21 protein-coding genes are annotated in these 19,499 nt (G+C 62.7%); 8 read left to right on the top strand and 13 right to left on the bottom strand.

What is annotated here, in order from left to right; translation table 11 throughout:
• Positions 1 to 109: 109 nt before the first annotated feature.
• Both C1X29_RS14705 and C1X29_RS14700 read left to right on the top strand, forming a co-directional pair.
• Positions 110 to 625 (top strand): transporter suffix domain-containing protein, encoded by a 516-nt coding sequence (locus tag C1X29_RS14705; RefSeq protein WP_102717763.1) that lies wholly within the window; start codon positions 110 to 112, stop codon positions 623 to 625.
• 268 nt (positions 626 to 893) lie between these two features.
• A complete protein-coding gene (locus tag C1X29_RS14700) occupies positions 894 to 1,679 on the top strand; it encodes a DeoR/GlpR family DNA-binding transcription regulator (protein WP_085748295.1) in 786 nt (261 codons plus the stop codon).
• 49 nt (positions 1,680 to 1,728) lie between these two features.
• On the opposite strand, the gene C1X29_RS14695 is transcribed toward C1X29_RS14700, so the two are convergent.
• The 8 genes from C1X29_RS14695 to C1X29_RS14660 form a co-directional block, all read right to left on the bottom strand.
• Positions 1,729 to 3,012 carry an FAD-binding oxidoreductase gene (locus tag C1X29_RS14695; protein WP_102717762.1) on the bottom strand — a complete coding sequence of 428 codons (1,284 nt, stop codon included), beginning with the start codon at positions 3,010 to 3,012 and terminating at the stop codon, positions 1,729 to 1,731.
• Positions 3,013 to 3,045: 33 nt separating this feature from the next.
• The gene (locus tag C1X29_RS14690; RefSeq protein ID WP_102717761.1) at positions 3,046 to 4,410 is read right to left on the bottom strand and encodes a glutamine synthetase family protein; all 1,365 of its coding nucleotides are present in this window, start codon (positions 4,408 to 4,410) and stop codon (positions 3,046 to 3,048) included.
• Between the two features lie 425 nt (positions 4,411 to 4,835).
• Complete coding sequence (gene chrA / locus C1X29_RS14685) at positions 4,836 to 6,179, bottom strand: chromate efflux transporter (RefSeq protein WP_102717760.1); 1,344 nt, start codon at positions 6,177 to 6,179, stop codon at positions 4,836 to 4,838.
• 71 nt (positions 6,180 to 6,250) lie between these two features.
• Positions 6,251 to 6,712 (bottom strand): molybdopterin synthase catalytic subunit MoaE, encoded by a 462-nt coding sequence (gene moaE / locus C1X29_RS14680; RefSeq protein WP_102717759.1) that lies wholly within the window; start codon positions 6,710 to 6,712, stop codon positions 6,251 to 6,253.
• 3 nt (positions 6,713 to 6,715) lie between these two features.
• Positions 6,716 to 6,967, bottom strand: coding sequence for a MoaD/ThiS family protein (locus C1X29_RS14675; RefSeq protein ID WP_074687836.1), 252 nt, complete (start codon positions 6,965 to 6,967; stop codon positions 6,716 to 6,718).
• A complete protein-coding gene (gene moaC / locus C1X29_RS14670) occupies positions 6,964 to 7,449 on the bottom strand; it encodes a cyclic pyranopterin monophosphate synthase MoaC (protein WP_102717758.1) in 486 nt (161 codons plus the stop codon). The genes C1X29_RS14675 and moaC overlap by 4 nt, the downstream gene beginning before the upstream one ends.
• Positions 7,446 to 8,288, bottom strand: a complete 843-nt coding sequence (fdhD, locus tag C1X29_RS14665; protein WP_102717757.1) for a formate dehydrogenase accessory sulfurtransferase FdhD — start codon at positions 8,286 to 8,288, stop codon at positions 7,446 to 7,448. Before fdhD ends, moaC begins: the two co-directional genes overlap by 4 nt.
• A 182-nt stretch (positions 8,289 to 8,470) precedes the next feature.
• The gene (locus C1X29_RS14660; RefSeq protein WP_102717756.1) at positions 8,471 to 9,370 is read right to left on the bottom strand and encodes a LysR family transcriptional regulator; all 900 of its coding nucleotides are present in this window, start codon (positions 9,368 to 9,370) and stop codon (positions 8,471 to 8,473) included.
• 298 nt (positions 9,371 to 9,668) lie between these two features.
• Here C1X29_RS14660 and moaB point away from each other — a divergent pair, with 298 nt between their 5' ends.
• A complete protein-coding gene (gene moaB / locus C1X29_RS14655; RefSeq protein ID WP_039770868.1) occupies positions 9,669 to 10,208 on the top strand; it encodes a molybdenum cofactor biosynthesis protein B in 540 nt (179 codons plus the stop codon).
• Positions 10,205 to 11,410 (top strand): gephyrin-like molybdotransferase Glp, encoded by a 1,206-nt coding sequence (gene glp, locus C1X29_RS14650; RefSeq protein ID WP_102717755.1) that lies wholly within the window; start codon positions 10,205 to 10,207, stop codon positions 11,408 to 11,410. Before moaB ends, glp begins: the two co-directional genes overlap by 4 nt.
• 6 nt (positions 11,411 to 11,416) lie before the next feature.
• Here glp and C1X29_RS14645 read toward each other — a convergent pair whose 3' ends face one another.
• Positions 11,417 to 12,214, bottom strand: coding sequence for a MipA/OmpV family protein (locus C1X29_RS14645; protein ID WP_102717754.1), 798 nt, complete (start codon positions 12,212 to 12,214; stop codon positions 11,417 to 11,419).
• A 100-nt stretch (positions 12,215 to 12,314) separates the two neighbouring features.
• Complete coding sequence (locus C1X29_RS14640) at positions 12,315 to 12,803, bottom strand: GFA family protein (RefSeq protein ID WP_102717753.1); 489 nt, start codon at positions 12,801 to 12,803, stop codon at positions 12,315 to 12,317.
• Between the two features lie 123 nt (positions 12,804 to 12,926).
• Here C1X29_RS14640 and C1X29_RS14635 point away from each other — a divergent pair, with 123 nt between their 5' ends.
• The 3 genes from C1X29_RS14635 (at position 12,927) to C1X29_RS14625 (ending at position 16,126) form a co-directional block, all read left to right on the top strand.
• Positions 12,927 to 13,811: a LysR substrate-binding domain-containing protein gene (locus tag C1X29_RS14635; protein WP_102717752.1), complete on the top strand. Its 885-nt coding sequence runs from the start codon at positions 12,927 to 12,929 to the stop codon at positions 13,809 to 13,811.
• Between the two features lie 99 nt (positions 13,812 to 13,910).
• The gene (gene aguA, locus C1X29_RS14630) at positions 13,911 to 15,026 is read left to right on the top strand and encodes an agmatine deiminase (RefSeq protein ID WP_102687390.1); all 1,116 of its coding nucleotides are present in this window, start codon (positions 13,911 to 13,913) and stop codon (positions 15,024 to 15,026) included.
• A 2-nt stretch (positions 15,027 to 15,028) separates the two neighbouring features.
• On the top strand, positions 15,029 to 16,126 hold the full coding sequence (locus C1X29_RS14625; protein WP_102717751.1) for an extracellular solute-binding protein: 1,098 nt from the start codon (positions 15,029 to 15,031) through the stop codon (positions 16,124 to 16,126).
• 223 nt (positions 16,127 to 16,349) lie between these two features.
• On the opposite strand, the gene C1X29_RS14620 is transcribed toward C1X29_RS14625, so the two are convergent.
• Positions 16,350 to 16,976 carry a DNA-3-methyladenine glycosylase gene (locus tag C1X29_RS14620; protein WP_085748316.1) on the bottom strand — a complete coding sequence of 209 codons (627 nt, stop codon included), beginning with the start codon at positions 16,974 to 16,976 and terminating at the stop codon, positions 16,350 to 16,352.
• A 57-nt stretch (positions 16,977 to 17,033) separates the two neighbouring features.
• The gene (locus C1X29_RS14615) at positions 17,034 to 18,116 is read right to left on the bottom strand and encodes a bifunctional transcriptional activator/DNA repair enzyme AdaA (protein WP_102717750.1); all 1,083 of its coding nucleotides are present in this window, start codon (positions 18,114 to 18,116) and stop codon (positions 17,034 to 17,036) included.
• Positions 18,117 to 18,225: 109 nt separating this feature from the next.
• Here C1X29_RS14615 and C1X29_RS14610 point away from each other — a divergent pair, with 109 nt between their 5' ends.
• A complete protein-coding gene (locus C1X29_RS14610) occupies positions 18,226 to 18,639 on the top strand; it encodes a VOC family protein (RefSeq protein WP_102717749.1) in 414 nt (137 codons plus the stop codon).
• On the opposite strand, the gene C1X29_RS14605 is transcribed toward C1X29_RS14610, so the two are convergent.
• Entirely contained in the window at positions 18,636 to 19,256 is a 621-nt protein-coding gene (locus tag C1X29_RS14605; RefSeq protein ID WP_102717748.1) for a LysE family translocator, read from the bottom strand. The genes C1X29_RS14610 and C1X29_RS14605 overlap by 4 nt on opposite strands.
• Positions 19,257 to 19,499 lie beyond the last annotated feature (243 nt).

The raw sequence follows: 19,499 nt of genomic DNA, 5'->3' as shown, positions 1-19,499 counted from the left end.
AATGTCACTGGAGCATAGACCGCAGATTGCGGGTTGATCGAAGCAATCAGCTGCTACGCTTTTTCAGGCGAACTCCCCTGAACCGCCCCCGACGAAAAGGTAGGAAGCCATGGACACTGCTCAAGAACCGCTTGTCCCCACCAGCGCCAGCTGGCGTTTCAAGGTCGGCGTGGCAATCATCTGCCTGATGCTCGGTTCATGGCTGATGGTGCCGATTGCCGCCGCCCTCGACGTGCCGGGCTCGAAAGTCGCGGCGCTGACCGGGGTGCTGTTCATCAGCAATAAAGTGCTGTTGCTGCTGGTGATCGCGGTGATGGGCAAGGCCGGGTTCGCCGAACTCAAGCGCACGATCGGCCACTACATTTCCGGCGTGATTCCGACCCCGGTGACCGAAGTCAGCCCGCTGCGCCACAAGATCGGCGTGGTGATGTTCTGCCTGCCGCTGCTGTCGTCATTCCTGGAGCCGTATTTCGACAACTTCTTCCCGGGCGTGCGGCCCAACCTCTGGCAGATGCAGGCGCTGGGCGACTTGATGTTCGTCGGCAGCTTTTTTGTGCTGGGCGGCAATTTCTGGGACAAGGTTCATGCGTTGTTCGTGCGCAAGGCGCGGGTGGTGGCGGAATGACCGCCAACTGAGCACTGACTTCGATCAGGCGTGCCCGAGCGCGATGGCAAACGATACGACGACCATGCAGGCAAAAGCGAAATTGAGGTTCATGGGGTGTTGATCCTGGTCCTTTTGAAAGTGGGGCCATTCTGCCGGGGGCGGGTCAAAAGAAAAAATTCGGCTTCGTGATTCCAATGATCGAAGCCGTTGATACCTGCGTTGTGTTTACCGACCGGCTTGGCTAATCTCGCCAAACCTGCAACGACAAGCACAAACAGGCAAAACCATGCACGATCATTCCGCATCCGAGCTTCCCTCCCTGCGCCGGCAGAAAATCCTTCTGATCCTCGAACGTGACGGCAAGGTCATGGCGTCCGAGTTGAGCCAGCATTTTGCGGTGTCCGAAGACACCATCCGCCGCGATCTCGCCGAGCTGGACAACGCCGGACTGGTGCAGCGAGTGCACGGCGGCGCGCTGCCGAGGCCCAAGGACACTGGCAAGGATTACTTCACCCGGCTGGACGAGATCGACGAGGTGAAGATTCGTCTGGCGCAATTGGCGGCGCAGCAGATTCGGAATGGGCAAACGGTGATGTTCGACTCTGGTTCCACCTCGTTGCAGGTGGCGCGCTCGTTGCCCAGGGACATCAGCCTCACGGCGGTCACGGCGTCACCGATGACGGCGATCGCGCTATCCGAATACCCGGGCATCAAGGTGATTCTGGCGGGCGGGCAGCTCAATCCGAAAACCATGGCCGCCGGCGGTCACGAGGCGCTGCGGCTGCTGTCGGGGATCAAGGCGGATCTGGCGATCACCGGGGTCTGCGCGATTCATCCGGAGGTGGGCATCACCTCGCTGCATTTCGATGAGGTGCCGGTCAAGCAGGCGCTGCTCGACTGTGCGGCGCGGGTGATTGCCGTGACCACGGCGGACAAGCTCGGCGCGGTGGAGCCGTTTGTGGTGGCGCCGTGCGAGCGCTTGCACACGCTGATCACCGAGCGGCATGTGGCGTCGGGGAGTGTCGAGGATTATCGGCGGTTGGGGATTGAGGTGGAGCAGTTGCCCGACTGAGGATTTGTGGCAAAAAAAGGCCCCATCACTGGCGATGGGGCCTGTTCGATCAGCGCAGTTTTTCCAGCATCTGGTAGTACCACATGCCGGCCGCGAGCATCGGATTACCCAGCAGATCGCCCATTGGCACGCGAATGTGCGTGCACGCGGCAAACGTGTCGAACTGCTGCATCTGCCCGGTGATCGCGCGGCTCATGATCTCGCCCATGATGTGGGTCGTGGCGATGCCGTGGCCGGAGTAGCCCTGGCAATACCAGACGTTGTCCGAGAGTTTGCCCAGTTGCGGGATGCGGTTGATGACGATGCCCATCGCGCAGCTCCACTGGTAATCGATCTTCACCCCTTTGAGCGCCGGGAAAGTCTGTTCGATGCACGGCCGCAGTTCGCCGGCGATGTCCCGTGAGTCCTTGCCGCTGTAGTTGGCGCCGCCGCCGAACAGCAAGCGACCGTCGGCGGTGAGGCGGTAGTAGTCGAGGACGAAACGGCAGTCGTAAACGGCGAGGTCTTCAGGGTTGATTTGCTTGGCCAGATCCCCCAGCGGTTCGGTGGTGACGATGCCGCCCATGGCCGGGAAGATCTTGCCCTTGAGCTGGCCCGGTTCGAGCTTGTGGTAGACGTCGCCGGCCAGCAGCACCTGATTGGCGTCGATCTGGCCGTGGGCCGTGCGCACGCCCGGGTTGTCACCGTGAATGATTTCCAGCACTTCGCTGTTTTCGAAGATCAGCGCGCCGAGGCTTTCCGTCGCCCGCGCCTCGCCGATGCACAGGTTGAGTGGGTGCAAATGCATGTTGCGGGTGTTCTTGATTGCGCCGTGGTAGAGATCGCTTTGCAGCAGATCGCGTACCTGGCTGCGGTCGAGCAGGCTTACCTCGTCGCCCATCCCTCGGCGCACGGCTTCGTCGTAGTCGCTGCGCAAACCGGCCATGTGGCTCGGCTTGTACGCGGCGTGCAAGTGGCCGTGCTTGAGGTCGCAATCGATGGCGTATTTCTCGACCCGCTGCTTGATGATTTCGTGGCCGCGCCAGCGCAGGTGCCAGATGAAATCATCGACCTCATCGCCCAAGGTGTTGCGCATCTGTTTGCGCATCGCACCGTCGCCGGACAGGCTGCCGGTGACCTGCCCACCATTGCGCCCGGTGGCGCCCCAGCCGATCTTGTGGCTTTCGACGATGGCGACTTTCAGGCCTTTTTCGGCCAACTCGACGGCGGTGGCGACGCCGGTGAAACCGCCGCCGATGATCACCACATCGACCTTGTGCCGGCCTTGCAGGGTCGGGTAGTCGGTGTCGCGGTTGAGGGTCGCGGTGTAGTAGGAATTGCTGCGTTCAGTCATCTCAGTATCCAAGGCAAAAAGAGGAAAAAAGGATCAGGCTTCGGTCAAATACCAGCGCCAGTCCTGCTCACCCACTTCGGCCATGAACTGCCGGTATTCCGCACGTTTTACCGCCAGATACACCCCGAGGAATTCCTGCCCCAGCGCGTCCCGCGCCCACACCGAATTTTCCAGTGCTGTGAGCGACGTCAGCCAGTCGGTCGGCAGCAATTCTTTCGCCTGCGCGTAACCGTTGCCTTCCACCGGCTCACCCGGATCGATGTCTTCTTTTATCCCGCGATGAATGCCCGCCAGGATCGCCGCCGCTGCCAGATACGGGTTGGCATCGGCGCCGCAGATGCGGTGTTCGATGTGTCGGGTGTTGGCCGGGCCGCCCGGAACGCGCAGGCTGACGGTGCGGTTGTCGACGCCCCAGGTCGGTGCCAGAGGCGCGTAGCTGTTGGCCTGAAAACGCCGGTAGGAGTTGGCGTTCGGGCAGAACAGCAGCAGCGAATCGAGCAACGAGGCGAGCATCCCGCCAATCGCCGTGCGCAGCAGCGGGGTGCCTGCCGGATCTTCGGAGGCAAACAGATTGCGCCCCTCGGCATCGGCGAGACTGACGTGCATGTGCATGCCGGTGCCAGCCAGGTGATCGAACGGCTTGGCCATGAACGTCGCCTGCATCCCGTGCTTGTGCGCCACGGCTTTGACCAGTCGTTTGTAGCGCACGGCCTGGTCCATCGCCTCCAGTGCATCGCCGTGTTCGAGGGTAATTTCCACCTGGCCCGGCGCGTATTCCGAGATCGCCGTGCGCGCCGGAATGCCGTGCAGCTTGCAGGCGCTGTAGAGGTCGGCGAGGAACGGTTCGATCTGCTCCAGCTCACGCAACCCGTAGACCTGCGTGTGTCTCGGTCGACCACCGTCGGCATCCAGCGCCGGTTGCGGGCGACCGTTGTGATCGCGTTTGGCGTCGAGCAGATAGAACTCCAGCTCGCAGGCCATTACCGGGTGGTATCCCTCGGCTTTCAAACGGTCGATGACCTTGATCAACAGGTGACGCGGGTCGGCAATGCTCGCCGGCATGCCTTGTTCCGGGTGCATGCTGACCTGCACTGCAGCGGTCGGAATCTGCCGCCACGGCAAGCGCACCAGACTGCCTTCCAGCGGGTAGGCGCGGCAGTCGATATCGCCGACGTCCCACACCAGACCGGAGTTTTCCACGTCTTCGCCGTGCACCGTCAGGCCGAGAATGGTGCTTGGCAGCGGGCGTCCGCTTTCGTATACGGCGAGCAGTTCTTCGCGGTGCAACAGCTTGCCGCGCGGCACGCCGTTGGCGTCGAGGATGAACAGCTCGATCATGTCGATGTCGGGGTTCTGCTCAAGAAAGTTACGAGCGTCTTCAATGGCTGCGAATTTCATAATCAATCACTCACGATGGCGCCGCACAGGCGCGCAGATTCGGGCCGGACGCAGCTCGGCAAAAGGCGCGGGCGTCCTGGCAGGGATATCGAAAAAAGAGGGGGAGCTGTCGCGATTTTTTACCGGCGCGATCAGACGGGCAGGCAGATATCCGGCGGGCGTGCGGAGTGACGCAGCTTGGAACGGCTCAGGGCCATGGGGAGATTGACGATGCGATTCATGCGCGGCCCCTGTGAAGGAGGGCGCACAGTGCAGAGACGTTCAACGATTCTGATTGTTGGAGTGACGTGCTCATGACGCGTGTTTCCGTTGGCGGAAAACGTCGGCGGCGGGAGAGTCCCGCCCTGCCGGTGTGGCTGGATAGTAAGGGGGAATCCCCGGATAAGTAAACGCCTGATTCCGCGAGCGGTGGCGTGCCCCCCGGTTCAGCGCAGCAGGTAAAACCCCAGCCCGACGAGGGCGCAAACGATCAACACCTCGATCACGCCGCGCTTGAAAAAGAACAGGGCGACGGCGGCAGCCAGGGCCAGCAGGATCGAGAAAACGTCCGGTTGCCCGGCGAATCCATTGGGCCAGAACACGTGCCAGGCAAAGAAACACGCCAGATTGAGGATCACCCCGACCACCGCTGCGGTGATCGCGGCCAGTGGCGCAGTGAATTTCAGTTCGTTGTGCGTCGACTCCACCAACGGCCCGCCGGCGAGGATGAACAGGAACGAGGGCAGGAAGGTGAACCAGGTCACCAGCGTCGCGGCCAATGCACCGGCGGCGAATGCGTGTTCCGGGCCGAACGTCGGTTGCACGTAAGCGCCGACGAACCCGACAAACGCCACGACCATGATCAGCGGCCCCGGCGTGGTTTCGCCCAAGGCCAGGCCGTCGATCATCTGCGTCGGCGTCAGCCAGCCGTAATGCCCGACCGCGCCCTGATACACGTAAGGCAGCACAGCGTAAGCGCCGCCGAAGGTGAGCAGCGCCGCTTTGGTGAAGAACCAGCCCATCTGCGTGAAGGTGCCGTCCCAGCCGAACAACGCGGTCAGCAACGCCATCGGCAGGCACCACAGCAACGCACCGATCAGCGCCAGACGCAGCAGCCTCGGCAATCGGAACCGCGCATGCTCGGGCGGCGGTGTGTCGTCATCGATCAGCGCCGGGCCGAAGGATTTTTCGCCGCCGCGATGGCCGCCGTTGCTGAAGCGCTGCGGCGCCCAGCGTCCGCCGAAATAGCCGATCAGTGCTGCGCCGAGCACGATCAGCGGGAACGGCAGGTTGAAGGCAAAAATCGCCACGAACGCTGCCCCGGCGATCGCCCACAGCCAGCTGTTCTTCAAGGCTCGGGAGCCGATGCGATGGGCCGCGTGCAGCACAATCGCGGTCACCGCCGGTTTGATTCCGTAAAACACCCCGGCCACCGCCGGCACGTCGCCAAGCGCAATATAAATCCAGGAAAGAGCGATCAGGATCAGCAGCGAAGGCAACACAAACAGCGCACCGGCTAGCACGCCGCCACGGGTTCGGTGCAGCAGCCAGCCGATGTAAGTCGCCAGTTGTTGGGCCTCGGGGCCTGGCAGCAACATGCAGTAGTTGAGCGCATGCAGGAAACGTCGCTCCGAGATCCAGCGCCGGCGCTCCACCAGTTCCTGATGCATGATCGCGATCTGCCCGGCAGGGCCGCCGAAGCCGATGCAGCCGAGTTTGAGCCAGAACGGCCAGGCCTGGCGCAGGGTGATGGGTTGAGGACGGGGCAAGTCTTTTGGCGTTTGGCTCAAGTGTGGCTCCACGTTCGAATCGGCGGGAGCTGCTATCTAATCAGGCTTTTGTCGCATTCGACAGTACCCGGTCAGGCATGCGCCAGACTCCAGCGAAACGCCGCATTTTGATCACTCTCCCGCGCCTCGACCCAATGCGAACCCTCCGGCGTAGTCTCACGCTTCCAGAACGGCGCCCGCGTCTTCAGCACATCCATGATGAACGCACAGGCCTCGAACGCCGCATGCCGATGCTTGCTGCTGACGCCAACAAACACGATCGGCTCGGTCACCGACAGCGCACCGACCCGATGCACAATCTCCACAGCCAGCAACGGCCAACGCTCGCGGGCCTGTTCGGCAATCTGCTCCAGAGCCTTCTCGGTCATGCCCGGATAGTGCTCCAGAAACAGTTCGGTCACCGACTGCCCGACGTTCAGATCCCGCACATAACCAATGAAGTTCACCACCGCGCCCACCCGTGGATTGCGCGCATGCAGGTCGGCAATCAACTGACCGGCATCGAAGCCTTTACGCTGGACTCGAACACCCATGCCTCAACCCCCCGTGACCGGCGGGAAAAACGCGATCTCGTCGAAATCCTCGATCGTCTGATCCGGCTGACACAGCTCCTGATTCACCGCGCACATCAGGTTGCCGGCGCCGAGCACTTCACGCCACACATCGCCACGTTGCATCAGCATCTGCCGCACGTCTTCAACACAAGCGAGGGTGTCGCTGGCCGGAATCTTTTCACCCCCCAGATTGAGCCGGTCACGGTAGCTGGCGAAGTAGTTGATCAGAATCATTGCGGGTTCTCCCATTGAAAGTGGCCGGAGCGGCCGCCCTGTTTGCTCAGCAGGCGGATGTCGCCGATCACCATCGCCCGGTCCACCGCCTTGCACATGTCGTAGATAGTCAGCGCGGCGACGCTGGCGGCGGTCAGGGCTTCGAGTTCGACGCCGGTCTGGCCGGTGAGGCGGCAGGTGCTGGTGATCTGCACGCGGTCCGGCTCGCAGGCCTCGAGCTCGACGTGGATCGAACTGAGCAGCAGCGCATGACACAGCGGAATCAACTCATGAGTGCGCTTAGCCGCCTGAATCCCGGCGATCCGCGCCACGGCGAACACATCGCCCTTGGGGTGGCCGTTGGACTGGATCATTTGCAGGGTTTCCGGACGCATCTGCACCCAGGCCTGGGCGGTGGCTTCACGGCGGGTCGCGGCTTTGTCGCTGACGTCGACCATGTTGGCGCGGCCCTGATCGTCGAGGTGGGTGAGGGTGTTGCTCATGGGGTTTGCTCCTGGATCGGGCTGTAGATTCGCGGGGCATTGCGGTGCGGGACGTGGATCAGGTTCAGGCGGTGCTTGAGCGCCCAGCGCACGGTCAGCGCGGTGGGGGCGGACAGGCTGACGAGGGTGCCGAGGCGGGCGCGCACGGCTTTGTGGATCAGTTCGAGGCTGCAACGGCTGGTGACCACGACGAAACCCTGACGCGCATCGAGGCCTTCGAACTGCAGTGCGCCGATCAGCTTGTCGAGGGCGTTGTGGCGGCCGATGTCTTCGCGGCACAGCAGCGCTTCGCCGTCGGCGTCGAAGTACAACGCCGCGTGCAGGGCGCCGCTGCTGCGGGCCAGTTGCTGGGCCTGTTCGATGCGTTGGCGGATCCCCTCGAAATGTGCGGCAGGTGGCAACGGTGTCGGGGTCAGGATCTCGAGTTGCGGCAGCGCCTGCTCAAGGGCTTCCACGCCGCAGAGGCCGCAGCCGCTGGTGCCCGCCATCTGCCGCCGGTGATCTTTCAGGGCCCAGAACGCACGGCTGGAAATCTGCACGTCGGCCTGGCAGGCCTGGTCGAAATGGGTCAGGCGGATGTCGTGGATATCGTCGAGGCGGTCGACGATGGCGTTGCTCAGGCTGAACCCGCGAATGAAGTCCTCGATGTTGCCCGGCGAGACCATCATCACCGCCTGATTCAGGCCGTTGTAGCTGATGGCCAGGGCGATTTCCGCCGCCAGCGCCGCGTGGGACACTGGCGCGTCGTCCAGGTATTCGCGATAAGCCACTTGCGCCGGTTGTGGCGCGGGGGCGTTGGCGTCGCCCGGTTCGATGAGTTGTTCAACTTGGCACAGCATCCTGAAAGTCCCCGAAGCGCTGAAGTGGGTTCAGGCTACGGGGCAGGGAAAAGTGCGTCCAATCGCTTGTTCCGATGCAGTGATTGGATTGGTCGATGACCGCTTTCAGGCCGAGAATAGGTGTTGACTGATAAGGCCTCATCGCTGGCTTGCCAGCGATGGCGGCCTGACATTCAACACATTTATTCGGCAGGCGCCTCGACCCCGAACATCTTGCGCGCCTCGGCAAAGCACTTCTCGGCAATCGCCGAGCGCGGTTCGGTCTTGCGCATCACCAGCCCCAGCGGCGCGAGCACGCTGGCATCCGGCAGGTTGATGAAAGCCAGATGTTCGATCGGCTCCTCCAGCCCGCTGTCCAGCGGCATGATCGAGCAGCAGAAGCCTTGGTGAATCGCCTGCAGCAGTTGATAGGTCGAGTCGCTTTCCAATATCGGTTGCGGATTCAGCCCGCGACTACGGAAGCTCAGGTCGATGGATTTGCGGTAGTGCATGCCGGTGGTGATCATCCCCAGCGGCAGTTCGGCGGCGTCTTCCCAGCTCATTTCCGGGCCTTCGAAATGGAAGTGACGGGTGTCATAGAGCAGGCCGACGCGGGTTTCGCCGATCTCGAAAAACTCGAAATAGTTCGGGTTGACGTGATCCAGATAACACACGCCAAGGTCCAGCTGATTGTTGCCCAGGCCTTCGATGATCTCGTCCGAACTCAGCGACGACAGGCTGTATTTCAGCTCCGGGTAAGTCCCGGACAAACCCTGAATGTAATTCACCGGATTGAAGTTGCTCAGCGGCACCAGCCCCAGGCGCAGGCTACCGACCAATTGTCCGCGGCAAGCCGCGGCTTCGGCAAACAACCCGTCATGGGCAGCCAGCAGGGTGCGGGCCCAGGCCAATACGCGCTCGCCGGCCTGGGTGAACCCTTCGAAGCGCTGGCCGCGATTGACCAGCACCAGATCCAGCTCGTCTTCCAGATTGCGCAGGCGCATCGACAGGGTCGGCTGGGTGATGTGGCAGCGCGCGGCGGCCTGGCCGAAGTGGCGGGTTTCGTCCAGCGCGATCAGGAACTTGAGTTGTTTGATGTCCACGACGGCACCTGCTCGATAAGGAATTTTGATTGAGTATTGACGCAGATGCGTACGGCGCACGGAAAGCGCTGCAAGCGACGATCCCACCGAGGGCTTTTTTCGTCCAATCGGCAGTGTCTAAGAGCCTATCGAGGATTTCGATGACCCCCGGTTTCATTGGGCCGGACAGCGGTCGAGGAGCTGAAAAAATTCACCGATAGAGCAGGTCGATAGTGTGGTTGGCCAGAGTGATTAGACAGTCCTCACAAGCGGCACTTAGGCTCGTCATCCATTGAATTGACGACGGCCGGAGAGTGCCATGAGTGTTAAATCGGATGCCTTGTTCGTTCCCCTGAATATTGCCGTGCTGACGGTCAGCGATACCCGCGATTACGCCAGCGACACCTCCGGCCAGTTGCTGGTCAGCCGCCTGCTGGAGGCCGGCCACACCTTGAGCGAACGCAACCTGCTCAAGGACGACCTGTACAAGATCCGCGCCCAGGTCGCGCAGTGGATCGCCGACGACGGCATTCAAGTGGTGCTGATCACCGGCGGCACCGGGTTCACCGGGCGTGACAGCACCCCGGAAGCCGTGGCTTGCCTGCTGGACAAGCAGATCGACGGTTTCGGTGAGCTGTTCCGCGCCATCTCGATTCTCGATATCGGCACCTCGACCGTGCAAAGCCGCGCGCTGGCCGGCCTGTCCAACGGCACGCTGGTGTGCTGCCTGCCGGGTTCCACCGGCGCCTGCCGCACAGCGTGGGAAGGCATCCTCGCTGAACAACTGGATAACCGTCACCGCCCGTGCAACTTCGTTCCGCACCTCAAGCCGGTGCAAGCCTGCGGGCCGCGCGGATGAGCAAGCCGGGGTTGATGCCGGTCGAGGACGCCCTCGACCAACTGTTGGCGATGGCTGATGAAAAACGTCTGCCGGACAGCGAATCGGTGCCGCTCAACGAAGCGCGCGGGCGGGTGCTGGCGAGCGATCTGGTCGCCACACTTGATCTGCCGCCGTGGCCGAACAGCGCCATGGACGGTTATGCCTTGAACCTCCCCGACCTGCATCGCCAGCCGTTGAGCGTGTCACAGCGGGTCTACGCCGGGATGGCGCCGGACGCCTTGCTGCCCGGCACCTGCGCACGGATTTTCACGGGTGCGCCGTTGCCGCCCGGCGCCAATTGCGTAGAGATGCAGGAAAACGTCGAAGTGCTGGAGGACGGTCGCGTACATTTCCTGCAACCGCTGAAGGCCGGCCAGAACATCCGCGCCCAAGGCCAGGAGAACCGCGTCGGCGACACCTTGCTGCGCGCCGGCAAACGCCTCGGCCCGTTCGAACTGGCCGTCGCCGCTGGGCAGGGCATGACCCATTTGCCGGTGGTGCGTCGTCCGCGCGTGGCATTGCTGTCGACTGGGGATGAGCTGGTGGAACCGGGTCAACCGCTGCGTCCCGGCAGCATTTACAACAGCAACCGCACCTTGCTCGATCACTGGTTGCGCGAACTGGGTTGCGAGGTGATCGACGCCGGGATCCTGCCTGATCGCCCGGCGCAGACCCGGCTCAAACTCGAGCAACTGCAAGTGGCAGCCGATCTGATTCTGACTACGGGCGGCGTGTCTGCCGGTGATGCCGACTGCCTCGGTCAGGTGCTGCGTGACAACGGTAAACCGCTGCTGTGGAAGCTTGCGATCAAACCCGGCAAACCGCTGACAGTCGGCCATTTCGGCACGGTGCCGGTGATCGGCCTACCGGGCAACCCGACCTCGGCGCTGGTGACCTTCGGCCTGTTGGCGCGCCCGTACTTGCTGCGCGTTCAAGGCGTGGAAGAGGTGATGCCGCTGAGCTTCACGGTCAACGCCGGGTTCGACTGGCCGAAACCCGGCAGCCGCCGCGAATACCTGCGCGTGCGTCTGGAGGGCGGGCAGGCGGCGCTGTATCCGAACCAGAGTTCCGGGGTTCTGCTTGGGGCGACCTGGGCCGACGGGCTGGTGGAAATTCCCGAGAACAGCACCTTGCAGATTGGCGATCCGCTGCGTTTTATCCCGTTCAGCGAGCTGTTCTGAGCGCGATCAAAAGGTGTAGACCACTTGCCCGGCGAGTGAGGTCTGCAAGCGGCGCTCGACTATCGGGCTGTCGGCCACTTCGTGGCTCAGGTACTGCACCGCCAGAACGGTCGACACGCTCCATTGTTCATCCAGCGGCAATGACCAGGTCAGATCCGCACCGCGACTGACCAACCCGGCCCGGGCCTTATACGCGCGAAACTGGCTGCGCGAGGCCTGGGCATCGCTGACGCCGTACCAGGTGCGCATGTAGTTGCTGTCGCCGAACTGGCTGTTCAGGCCGCCGGTAACCTTGCCGTAACGCCCTTCGTAGAACGGCGCGCTGATGCTCAGCTTGAGGCGGTTCCACGACGAGCCGGTGTCGTGGTCATCGTCGTCCTTTTCCAGCGCATGCTCGAAACTCGCGCCGAGGATGATCGGGCCCATGTGATACGTGCCGTCGAGCCCGATCACCGGGCGCGACTTGATCGATCCCATGCCGTTGAGCTCGTCCGAACCTTTGAATCCGGTCTTGCGATCCTTGCGCACGTCGCTGGCGCCGATGTAGACGCTGAGGCCGAAGTCCTCCTCGTCGAAGCCCCAGCCGAGGCCTCGGCTGCTGTCGAGAAACACGCCGTAAGGGCTGACGATTTCGACGCCCACCAACGGCGCCACTACCCGTTCATCACTGCCGCTGTAACGCGGCGCACTGGCGGCCCCGGCACGCAGGGTGGCGTGCCAGTCTTCGGCGCGCAGCGAATCGCCCGGCAGCAGCAGGCAGAGGGAAGTCAGGGACAGCGAAAATGTGCGTAGCGAAACCGACATGGGGCACCCGAGGGGAGATTGGATGCGCCCATGCTAGTGAGGGGGCGGCCGGCAATCTTTGGCAGCTTTGTCGGGAAACTGTCAAAGACTGTGAAGGCGGTTATCGGCTCAGTCCCAGCCGTTCGTGCCATTGGGCGATGGATTCTTCGGGATAGACCTCGAATTGTTGATCCTTCTTGCTCGCCTGCACTTCGACCCACGGTGCCTTCGAACCGAGCATCAAATGAGTGTGTTCCGGCGGCACCGGCAGCGGCGTGTCGATGGCCGAGGCGAACGGGTGGATCAGCTCCGGCCATTCCGGGCTGAACAGCCACAGGCCGCTGCCGCACTGCGAGCAGAAGTGCCGTTCGGCGCTGCTGCGGTGGGCGCGGGCATCGCCTTCGTCTTTCATTTTCGCGTGGTAGATCGTGATGTGTTTGCGCCCGCGCACCTTGAGGCTGGCTGCGTCGCCGCCGAGGTTGATCGCAAAGCCGCCACCGCCCTGGGTCTTGCGGCAGATCGAGCAGTAGCAGCGCTGATAAGGGTAGGGGTGGGCGCTGTCGAGGGTGAATGAAACCGCGCCGCAGTGGCAGGAGCCTTCGAGGTGCATGAGTGGCCTCCGGTGTTTTTTGTTGGTGCGATTCAGCCTAGAAGAGATCTCTTGCCTGTGCCGCCGCTATGGACGCCTGCGAAAAGCCCGGTCAGCATGTCCGCAAAAAAGGGATCCACACCCATGCGCCGACTACCTTCCCTGGCCGCCCTGCGAACTTTCGAGTGTGCCGCCCGCCACGCGCATTTCGGCCGCGCCGCCGCTGAGCTGTGTGTCACCGACAGCGCCGTCAGCCATCAGATCCGCCAGCTCGAAGAGCAACTGGGCGTGTCGCTGTTCATCCGCGAGGGCCGGCAGATTCGCCCGACCATCGCCGCCGGGCGACTGATGCAGAGCCTGCAACAGGCCTTCGAACTGATCGGCGATGCCTGCGACGAGTTGCGCGATCCGTCCTCGCTCGCCGTGTTGCGGCTGGCGGTCACGGCGGAGCTGGCGCAGAAGTGGCTGATGAGCCGTCTCACCGATTTCTACGCGCGTTATCCGCACATCACCTTGCACCTCTACGAACAACCGATCGACGCCACCGCACCCGGCGAAGACATCGATCTGGCGATCACCTACGGCACCGGTCCGGTGGACAGCAGCGCGTACTTCGTCCGCCCGTTGCCGGCGTTGCAGTTCTTTCCGGTGTGCAGCCCCGGCCTGTTCAACCAGGGCAACCTGAAAACCCCGAAGGACCTGGCCCGCCATTGCCTGCTGCACGACGATCAGGACGGCAAGACCTGGACCGCGTGGCTGACCAGCCATGCCGGCGACCTGCGTCCGGAGCGCCAGTTGTATTTTGCCCACGCCGGTCTGGCGCTGGAGGCGGCGGCGCAAGGGCAGGGCGTTGCGATGGGCGACAACCTCACCGCGCAGGAGGATTTGCAGAGCGGGCGTCTGGTGCGCCCGTTCACCTCCAGCATGACCGCGCTGGGGCAATACGCGCTGGTCTGCGAGCGGGTGCGGCTGGAGCGTCCGGCGGTGGCGCAGATGCTGGAATGGTTCAACGATCAACTGGCGGATTGATGAGTTGAATTCAACTGTTCCGAAATAATCATCGTTGGCGGCCCGACTGCCCGCGACCGTAGCCTGAGGTCATTCCCATCCCGACGACGAGGTTTGACCATGGCACGTTTGCTCGACACCACCCCGAAACAGGACGGCTTCCGTCTGCCCGGCGAATTCGAAGCCAAGTCCGGCTGCTGGCTCGGCTGGCCGGAGCGCACCGACGTCTGGCGCAACGGCGCCAAGCCTGCACAGAAAGTCTGGGTGCAGATTGTCACCGCGATCTCCCAGAGCGAGCCGGTGACGGTCTGCGCATCGGCCTCCCAGTTCGCCACGGCCCGCCGCCAGTTGCCGCCACAAGTGCGGGTGGTGGAAATGACCTGCAACGACACCTGGTTCCGCGACAGCGGCCCGTGCTTCGTGGTCAACGACCAGAGCGGTGAAGTGCGTGGTGTCGACTTTGAATTCAACGCCTACGGCGGCCTCGACGGCGGGCTCTACTACCCGTGGGACAAGGACGATCAGATCGCCAGCAAGATCCTCGAAATCGAACGCTTCGACCGCTATCGCGCGCCATTGATTGCCGAGCTTGGCGGTATCCAGAGTGACGGTCAGGGCAGCATCCTCACCACCGAGCAATGCCTGCTCAACCGCAATCGCAACCAGCACCTGGGCAAGGACGAAGTCACCCGCCGGCTGACCGATTACCTCGGCGCCGAGCAAGTGATCTGGCTGCCACGCGGTTGCAAGTTTGACGAAACCGACGGCCATGTCGACGACCTCGCGTGCTTCGTGCGCCCCGGCGAAGTGGTGCTGCAATGGACCGACAACCGCGACGATCCGCAATGGGAAATCTATCAAGAGGCCTACGACATCCTGCGCAGCACCCGCGACAGCCGTGGCCGCGAGCTGATCGTGCACAAACTGCCGCAACCGGACGTGCTGGAGTGGACCGCTGAAGAAGCCGAAGGCCTCGATCAGCAGGACAGCACCCACACCCGTCAGACCGGCACGAAAATCTGTGCGTCGTACATCAACTACTACGCCGGCAACAGCTCGATCGTGGTGCCGCTGTTCGGTGATCGCAACGATCAGGTGGCGCTGGCGACCCTCGCCGAACTGTTCCCGCAGCACAAGATCGTCGGCATCGAGAACTCCCGGGAAATCCTGCTCGGTGGCGGCAACGTCGCGTGCATCACCATGCCGCAATACGCCGGCCAGAAAAAAGGAGCCTGACCATGGGCCTGCACAAACTGAGTAAAGCGTTATTGCTGGTGCTTGCACCCCTGTGTGTGCAGGCTGCCGAAACGGCGAAACCGGTTGTCAACCTGTACATCTGGGGCGAGTACCTGGCCCCGGATACCCTGAAGAATTTCGAGGCGAAAACCGGGATTCGGGTGGTCGCCGATCACTTCGATTCGCTGGAAACCGTCGAGACCAAACTGCTCACCGGGCGCAGCGGTTACGACCTGGTGCTGACCGCCGGCCAGCACCTGTCGCGGGCTATCGAGAGCGGCGCGATCCAGACCCTGAACAAGCAGCAGCTCCCGCACTTTGCCGGGGTCGGCGAGGAGTTCCGTCAGCACATGGCGGTGTTCGATCCGGGCAACCGCTACGCCGGGATCTACGCCTGGGGTACCACTGGCGTCGGCTATCAGGAGGAGGCCGTGAAGCAGCGCCTGCCGGACGCGCCGAGGGACAGTTGGGCGATGCTGTTCGATCCGGCAGTGGTGTCGAAATTCGCCGATTGCGGGGTGAGCCTGCTCAACGACCCGAACGAAGTGTTCGCGGCAGTCATGAAGTACATGGGCCTGGACATCAACCGCCAGAGCCTCGACGACCTGAAACTCGCCGAGCAGCAACTGGCGAAGATCCGCCCGTACATCCGCTATTTCGACAATGACCTGAACATCAGCGACCTGGCCAACGGCAACACCTGCGTGGCGATGTCGTGGAACGGCAACGTTGCCATCGCGGCAGGTCAGGCTGAAGCGGCGAAAAAGCCGTTCAAGTTGAATTACCGGATTCCGAAGGAGGGCACGTTGATCTGGTTCGACGCGATGGTCATACCCAAGGATGCACCGCATCCCGAGGCCGGATTGGCGCTGATGGATTACCTGATGACGCCCGAGGTGATCGCGCCGATTACCGATACGATTCATTACGCCAATGCGATCACGGCGGCGGACGGGTTGGTTGATCCGGCGATACGCAATGATCCGGGGACTTATCCGCCGGAGGCGGTGAGGGCTTCGCTGTACAGCAAGAATGACAATGGCAAGGCGTTCAACCGGGCTTTGATTCGCGCGTTCAGTCGGTTGAAATCCGGTCTGTAGCCCAAGCCCCTCACCCCAGCCCTCTCCCAAAGGGAGAGGGAGCCGACCGAGGTGTCTTACGCTACACATCGACCTGAAACACCGAGGCGACTATGGATTCACCAACGTGTTGGCAACTATGGGTTCGCTCACGTCTTGGCGCCTATGGATTCAGAGTTGATGTTTCAGGTCGGCGGAGCTCTCCAATATCCCCCGATCGGTTCCCTCTCCCTCCGGGAGAGGGTTAGGGTGAGGGGCTTTTCGGCACCCGCCACAAATACCACGCCGCCACCGTCCGAAACGGACTCCACGCCAACCCGATCTCAATCATCTGCTTGCGTGCAGGCTGCACCTCCAGCCCCTTCAACCGCCGATACCCCTCGCGCACCCCAAAATCGTCGGCCGGCAGAATATCCGGCCGCTCCAGGCTATAGATCAGCAACATCTCCACCGTCCAGCGCCCAACCCCGCGCAGGCTGACCAACCGCTCGATCAGCGCCTCATCCTCCATCGCCAGCGCGGTCGAGTAATCCGGCACCACGCCGTCCAGAGTCGCCTGGGCAATCCCCTGAATCGTCGCAATCTTGCCCGCCGAAAACCCGCAACTGCGCAATCGGTCGAAGTCCGTCGCCAGAACCTGCTCCGGACGCGGAAACGTCTGCCCGGGAAACAACCCCACCAGCCGCCCGACAATCGCATCGCCAGCCTTGGCATGCAGTTGCTGATAGGCAATCGCCCGCACCAGCGACTCATAGGGATCGCGCGCCGGATGCGGCTGATGCAGGCAGGGGCCAACCGCAGCAATGTGGCGCTGCCAGTCGGCGTCGAGGCTGGCCAGAAACTCGCTGGCCGGTTGATAGGGATCGGGTATCGGCAACTTCGGTGATCCGTTGATTTGAAAGCCGGGAGGGGCGTGGGTGTCGATTTGTCAGAAAGCCAGTTGTTGCGTCAGCTGCACGGCGGCGTTTTCCAGCCGGAGCAAAAACGCCTTGCGCGGTTGCCCACCACCATAGCCCGTCAATGAGCCGTCCGCACCGATCACCCGATGGCACGGCACCACGATCGACAGCCGATTGTGCCCGTTGGCCAGCCCCACTGCTCGGCTGGCGCCGGGTTTGCCCAAGCGTGCGGCGATGGCGCCGTAAGTGCTGGTATGGCCGTAGGGGATTTGCCGCAGTTCGCTCCAGACCTGCCGGGCAAACTCGCTGCCGGGCAGGTGCAGTGGAACACTGAATTCGCTCAGCTTGCCGGCGAAGTACAGCGCCAGCTCGTTGTCGATCTGCTGCAAATGCGCGTTCTGCCCCGGTGCCACCACGTAGCCGTATCGGTTTTGCAGTTCCTCGACTTCGCGGGTCAGCGCCGGGCGATCGAGAAACTCCAGCAAGACCAGCCCGCGCCGCTCGGCCATGGCAATCATCGGACCCAATGGCGTGGTCAGGCGGGTGAACAGCAGCGGTTCACTGGCCGCTGCGCGTCCCGGCGTGATGTGGAACGACTTCTGAAACGCATCGCGAAAACCACTGAGGGATTCATAACCGGAGTCGAACGCCGCGTGGTCGATGGACGTGCCTTGCTTGATCCCGCCCAATGCCACACCGAGCCGGCGCGTGCGCAGCCACGCATGGAAGGTCATGCCGAAATGCTGTTTGAACCAGCGCCGCAACTTCAACGGTTCGATGCCCTCGGCGAGCAATTGCGCATCGCTCCAGCGCACCTCGGGATCGGCGTCGACGGCTTTCAATAGTCGCTGCACCCAGTCCGGAGCGATGGCCGCAGCGTCCAGCGGTTTGCAGCGCAGACAGGCGCGATAACCGGCGGACAGGCAGTCGTCAGCGTGGGCGAAGAACTCGACGTTTTCCGGTTTCGGCTTGCGCGCCGTGCAGGTCGGGCGGCAAAAGATCCCGGTGGTTTTCACGGCCGTGAAGAACACGCCTTCATAGGCGGTGTCGCTTGCGAGCATGGCGCGGACCATTTCGGCGTGAGGGGGCAGGACAGCGGTCTGTATGTTCATGGGCCGAGGATAAAACCAGTTATTCGATGGCTCCACCGAAAAATCGACAGTGAATTTTCGGGCCGCTGCACTACAGTGATCGGGTCGCTACAACTCGGGAAATGAAGGTATGCCACCGTTCACGATTCAACACATCGATCACATCGTGCTGCGCGTCGCCGATCTGCAACGCAGCATTGATTTCTACGACCGGGTCTTCGGCGCCGAAGTGGTCAAGCGCAACGAAAAGTTCGGTCTGGTGCACCTGCGCGCCGGCACGTCGATGATCGATCTGGTCGACCTCGACGGCGAAATCGGCCGCAAGGGCGGCGCCGCTGCCGGCAGCGAACGGCGCAATGTCGATCACTTCTGCCTGCGCATCGAGCCGTTCGATGAAGCGGCGCTGATCAGTCATTTGCAAGCCTGCGGCCTGAGCGTCGAAAAAGCCGCCACCCGTTTTGGCGCCGAGGGTTACGGCCTGTCGCTGTACTGCTTCGACCCGGACGGCAATCAGGTCGAACTCAAAGGCCCGTCCGAAGCCTAGGCCCGTTTGGCCATCAGCAACACCGAAGCCGCCGCCGACAGCAACCCCGCGCAGCAACGGTTGAAAATCCGCTTGCCGCGCGGCTCGGCGAACCAGCGGCGCATGTGCAGCCCCATGTACGCGTAGGCGCTGATGGCGATCCATTCCAGCAGCAGGAACAGCACGCCCAGCAGCATGAACTGCGGAGTAATGGCGCGGTTCGGGTCGACGAATTGCGGCAGGAATGCGGTGAAGATCAGGATTGCTTTTGGATTTCCCGCTGCCACCAGGAATTCCTGACGCGCCAGGGCCAGAATCCCGCTCGTCGGCGCAGTCACCGCGTCTTCGGCGGCAGGATTGGCCCGCCACAGTTGCCACGCCAGATACAACAGATACCCCGCGCCAACAATCTTGATCCCGTAGAACAACAGCTGGGACGTTTGCAGCACCACCGCAAGCCCCGCCGCCGCGAGGGCGATCATCCCGGCAAACGCCAGCAATCGCCCGATCCCGGCCACGCAGGCGCGCCGATAGCCGTAACGGGTGGCGTTGCTGACCGACAGCAGATTGTTCGGCCCCGGTGCCATGTTCAGGGCGAAACAGGCGGGCAGAAACAGGGAGAGGGTGGCGATATCCATGGCTCGGGCTCCGGTGACGGGAGGGTTATTTTTATCACGCGGGTGTGCGGGCCTGAACCGTACAGTCAGGCGCCAGTGTCGCGGTACAGCGACTATCGGCAGTGAATTCCTTCGAACTTTCTGCCGTCCGGTCAGCTCTTAACCCTTCACAGGTTGATGAATTCATCAGAGAATCCCATCTGCCGGGTCAGAAACTACCATTGCCGTGTAAGCTTTCGCGCCATGCTTCTCCATTCCCCCATG

Origin of the sequence: Pseudomonas sp. GW456-12-10-14-LB2, assembly GCF_002884345.1 — a bacterium.
In the GTDB taxonomy this organism is placed as follows: Bacteria; Pseudomonadota; Gammaproteobacteria; order Pseudomonadales; family Pseudomonadaceae; genus Aquipseudomonas; species Aquipseudomonas paraglycinae.
This window is presented reverse-complemented; position numbering and strand designations above follow the sequence as displayed.

Bases quoted from the DNA above. Each gene is read 5' to 3' on its own strand.
- C1X29_RS14675 (WP_074687836.1), bottom strand. From the start codon at position 6,967: ATGATTCTGATCAACTACTTCGCCAGCTACCGTGACCGGCTCAATCTG.
- C1X29_RS14645 (WP_102717754.1), bottom strand. From the start codon at position 12,214: ATGTCGGTTTCGCTACGCACATTTTCGCTGTCCCTGACTTCCCTCTGC.
- moaB (WP_039770868.1), top strand. From the start codon at position 9,669: ATGAGTGTTAAATCGGATGCCTTGTTCGTTCCCCTGAATATTGCCGTG.
- moaE (WP_102717759.1), bottom strand. From the start codon at position 6,712: ATGGGTGTTCGAGTCCAGCGTAAAGGCTTCGATGCCGGTCAGTTGATT.
- C1X29_RS14625 (WP_102717751.1), top strand. From the start codon at position 15,029: ATGGGCCTGCACAAACTGAGTAAAGCGTTATTGCTGGTGCTTGCACCC.
- fdhD (WP_102717757.1), bottom strand. From the start codon at position 8,288: ATGCTGTGCCAAGTTGAACAACTCATCGAACCGGGCGACGCCAACGCC.
- C1X29_RS14640 (WP_102717753.1), bottom strand. From the start codon at position 12,803: ATGCACCTCGAAGGCTCCTGCCACTGCGGCGCGGTTTCATTCACCCTC.
- C1X29_RS14705 (WP_102717763.1), top strand. From the start codon at position 110: ATGGACACTGCTCAAGAACCGCTTGTCCCCACCAGCGCCAGCTGGCGT.
- aguA (WP_102687390.1), top strand. From the start codon at position 13,911: ATGGCACGTTTGCTCGACACCACCCCGAAACAGGACGGCTTCCGTCTG.
- C1X29_RS14610 (WP_102717749.1), top strand. From the start codon at position 18,226: ATGCCACCGTTCACGATTCAACACATCGATCACATCGTGCTGCGCGTC.
- C1X29_RS14700 (WP_085748295.1), top strand. From the start codon at position 894: ATGCACGATCATTCCGCATCCGAGCTTCCCTCCCTGCGCCGGCAGAAA.
- glp (WP_102717755.1), top strand. From the start codon at position 10,205: ATGAGCAAGCCGGGGTTGATGCCGGTCGAGGACGCCCTCGACCAACTG.
- C1X29_RS14690 (WP_102717761.1), bottom strand. From the start codon at position 4,410: ATGAAATTCGCAGCCATTGAAGACGCTCGTAACTTTCTTGAGCAGAAC.
- C1X29_RS14695 (WP_102717762.1), bottom strand. From the start codon at position 3,012: ATGACTGAACGCAGCAATTCCTACTACACCGCGACCCTCAACCGCGAC.
- C1X29_RS14605 (WP_102717748.1), bottom strand. From the start codon at position 19,256: ATGGATATCGCCACCCTCTCCCTGTTTCTGCCCGCCTGTTTCGCCCTG.
- C1X29_RS14615 (WP_102717750.1), bottom strand. From the start codon at position 18,116: ATGAACATACAGACCGCTGTCCTGCCCCCTCACGCCGAAATGGTCCGC.
- moaC (WP_102717758.1), bottom strand. From the start codon at position 7,449: ATGAGCAACACCCTCACCCACCTCGACGATCAGGGCCGCGCCAACATG.
- C1X29_RS14635 (WP_102717752.1), top strand. From the start codon at position 12,927: ATGCGCCGACTACCTTCCCTGGCCGCCCTGCGAACTTTCGAGTGTGCC.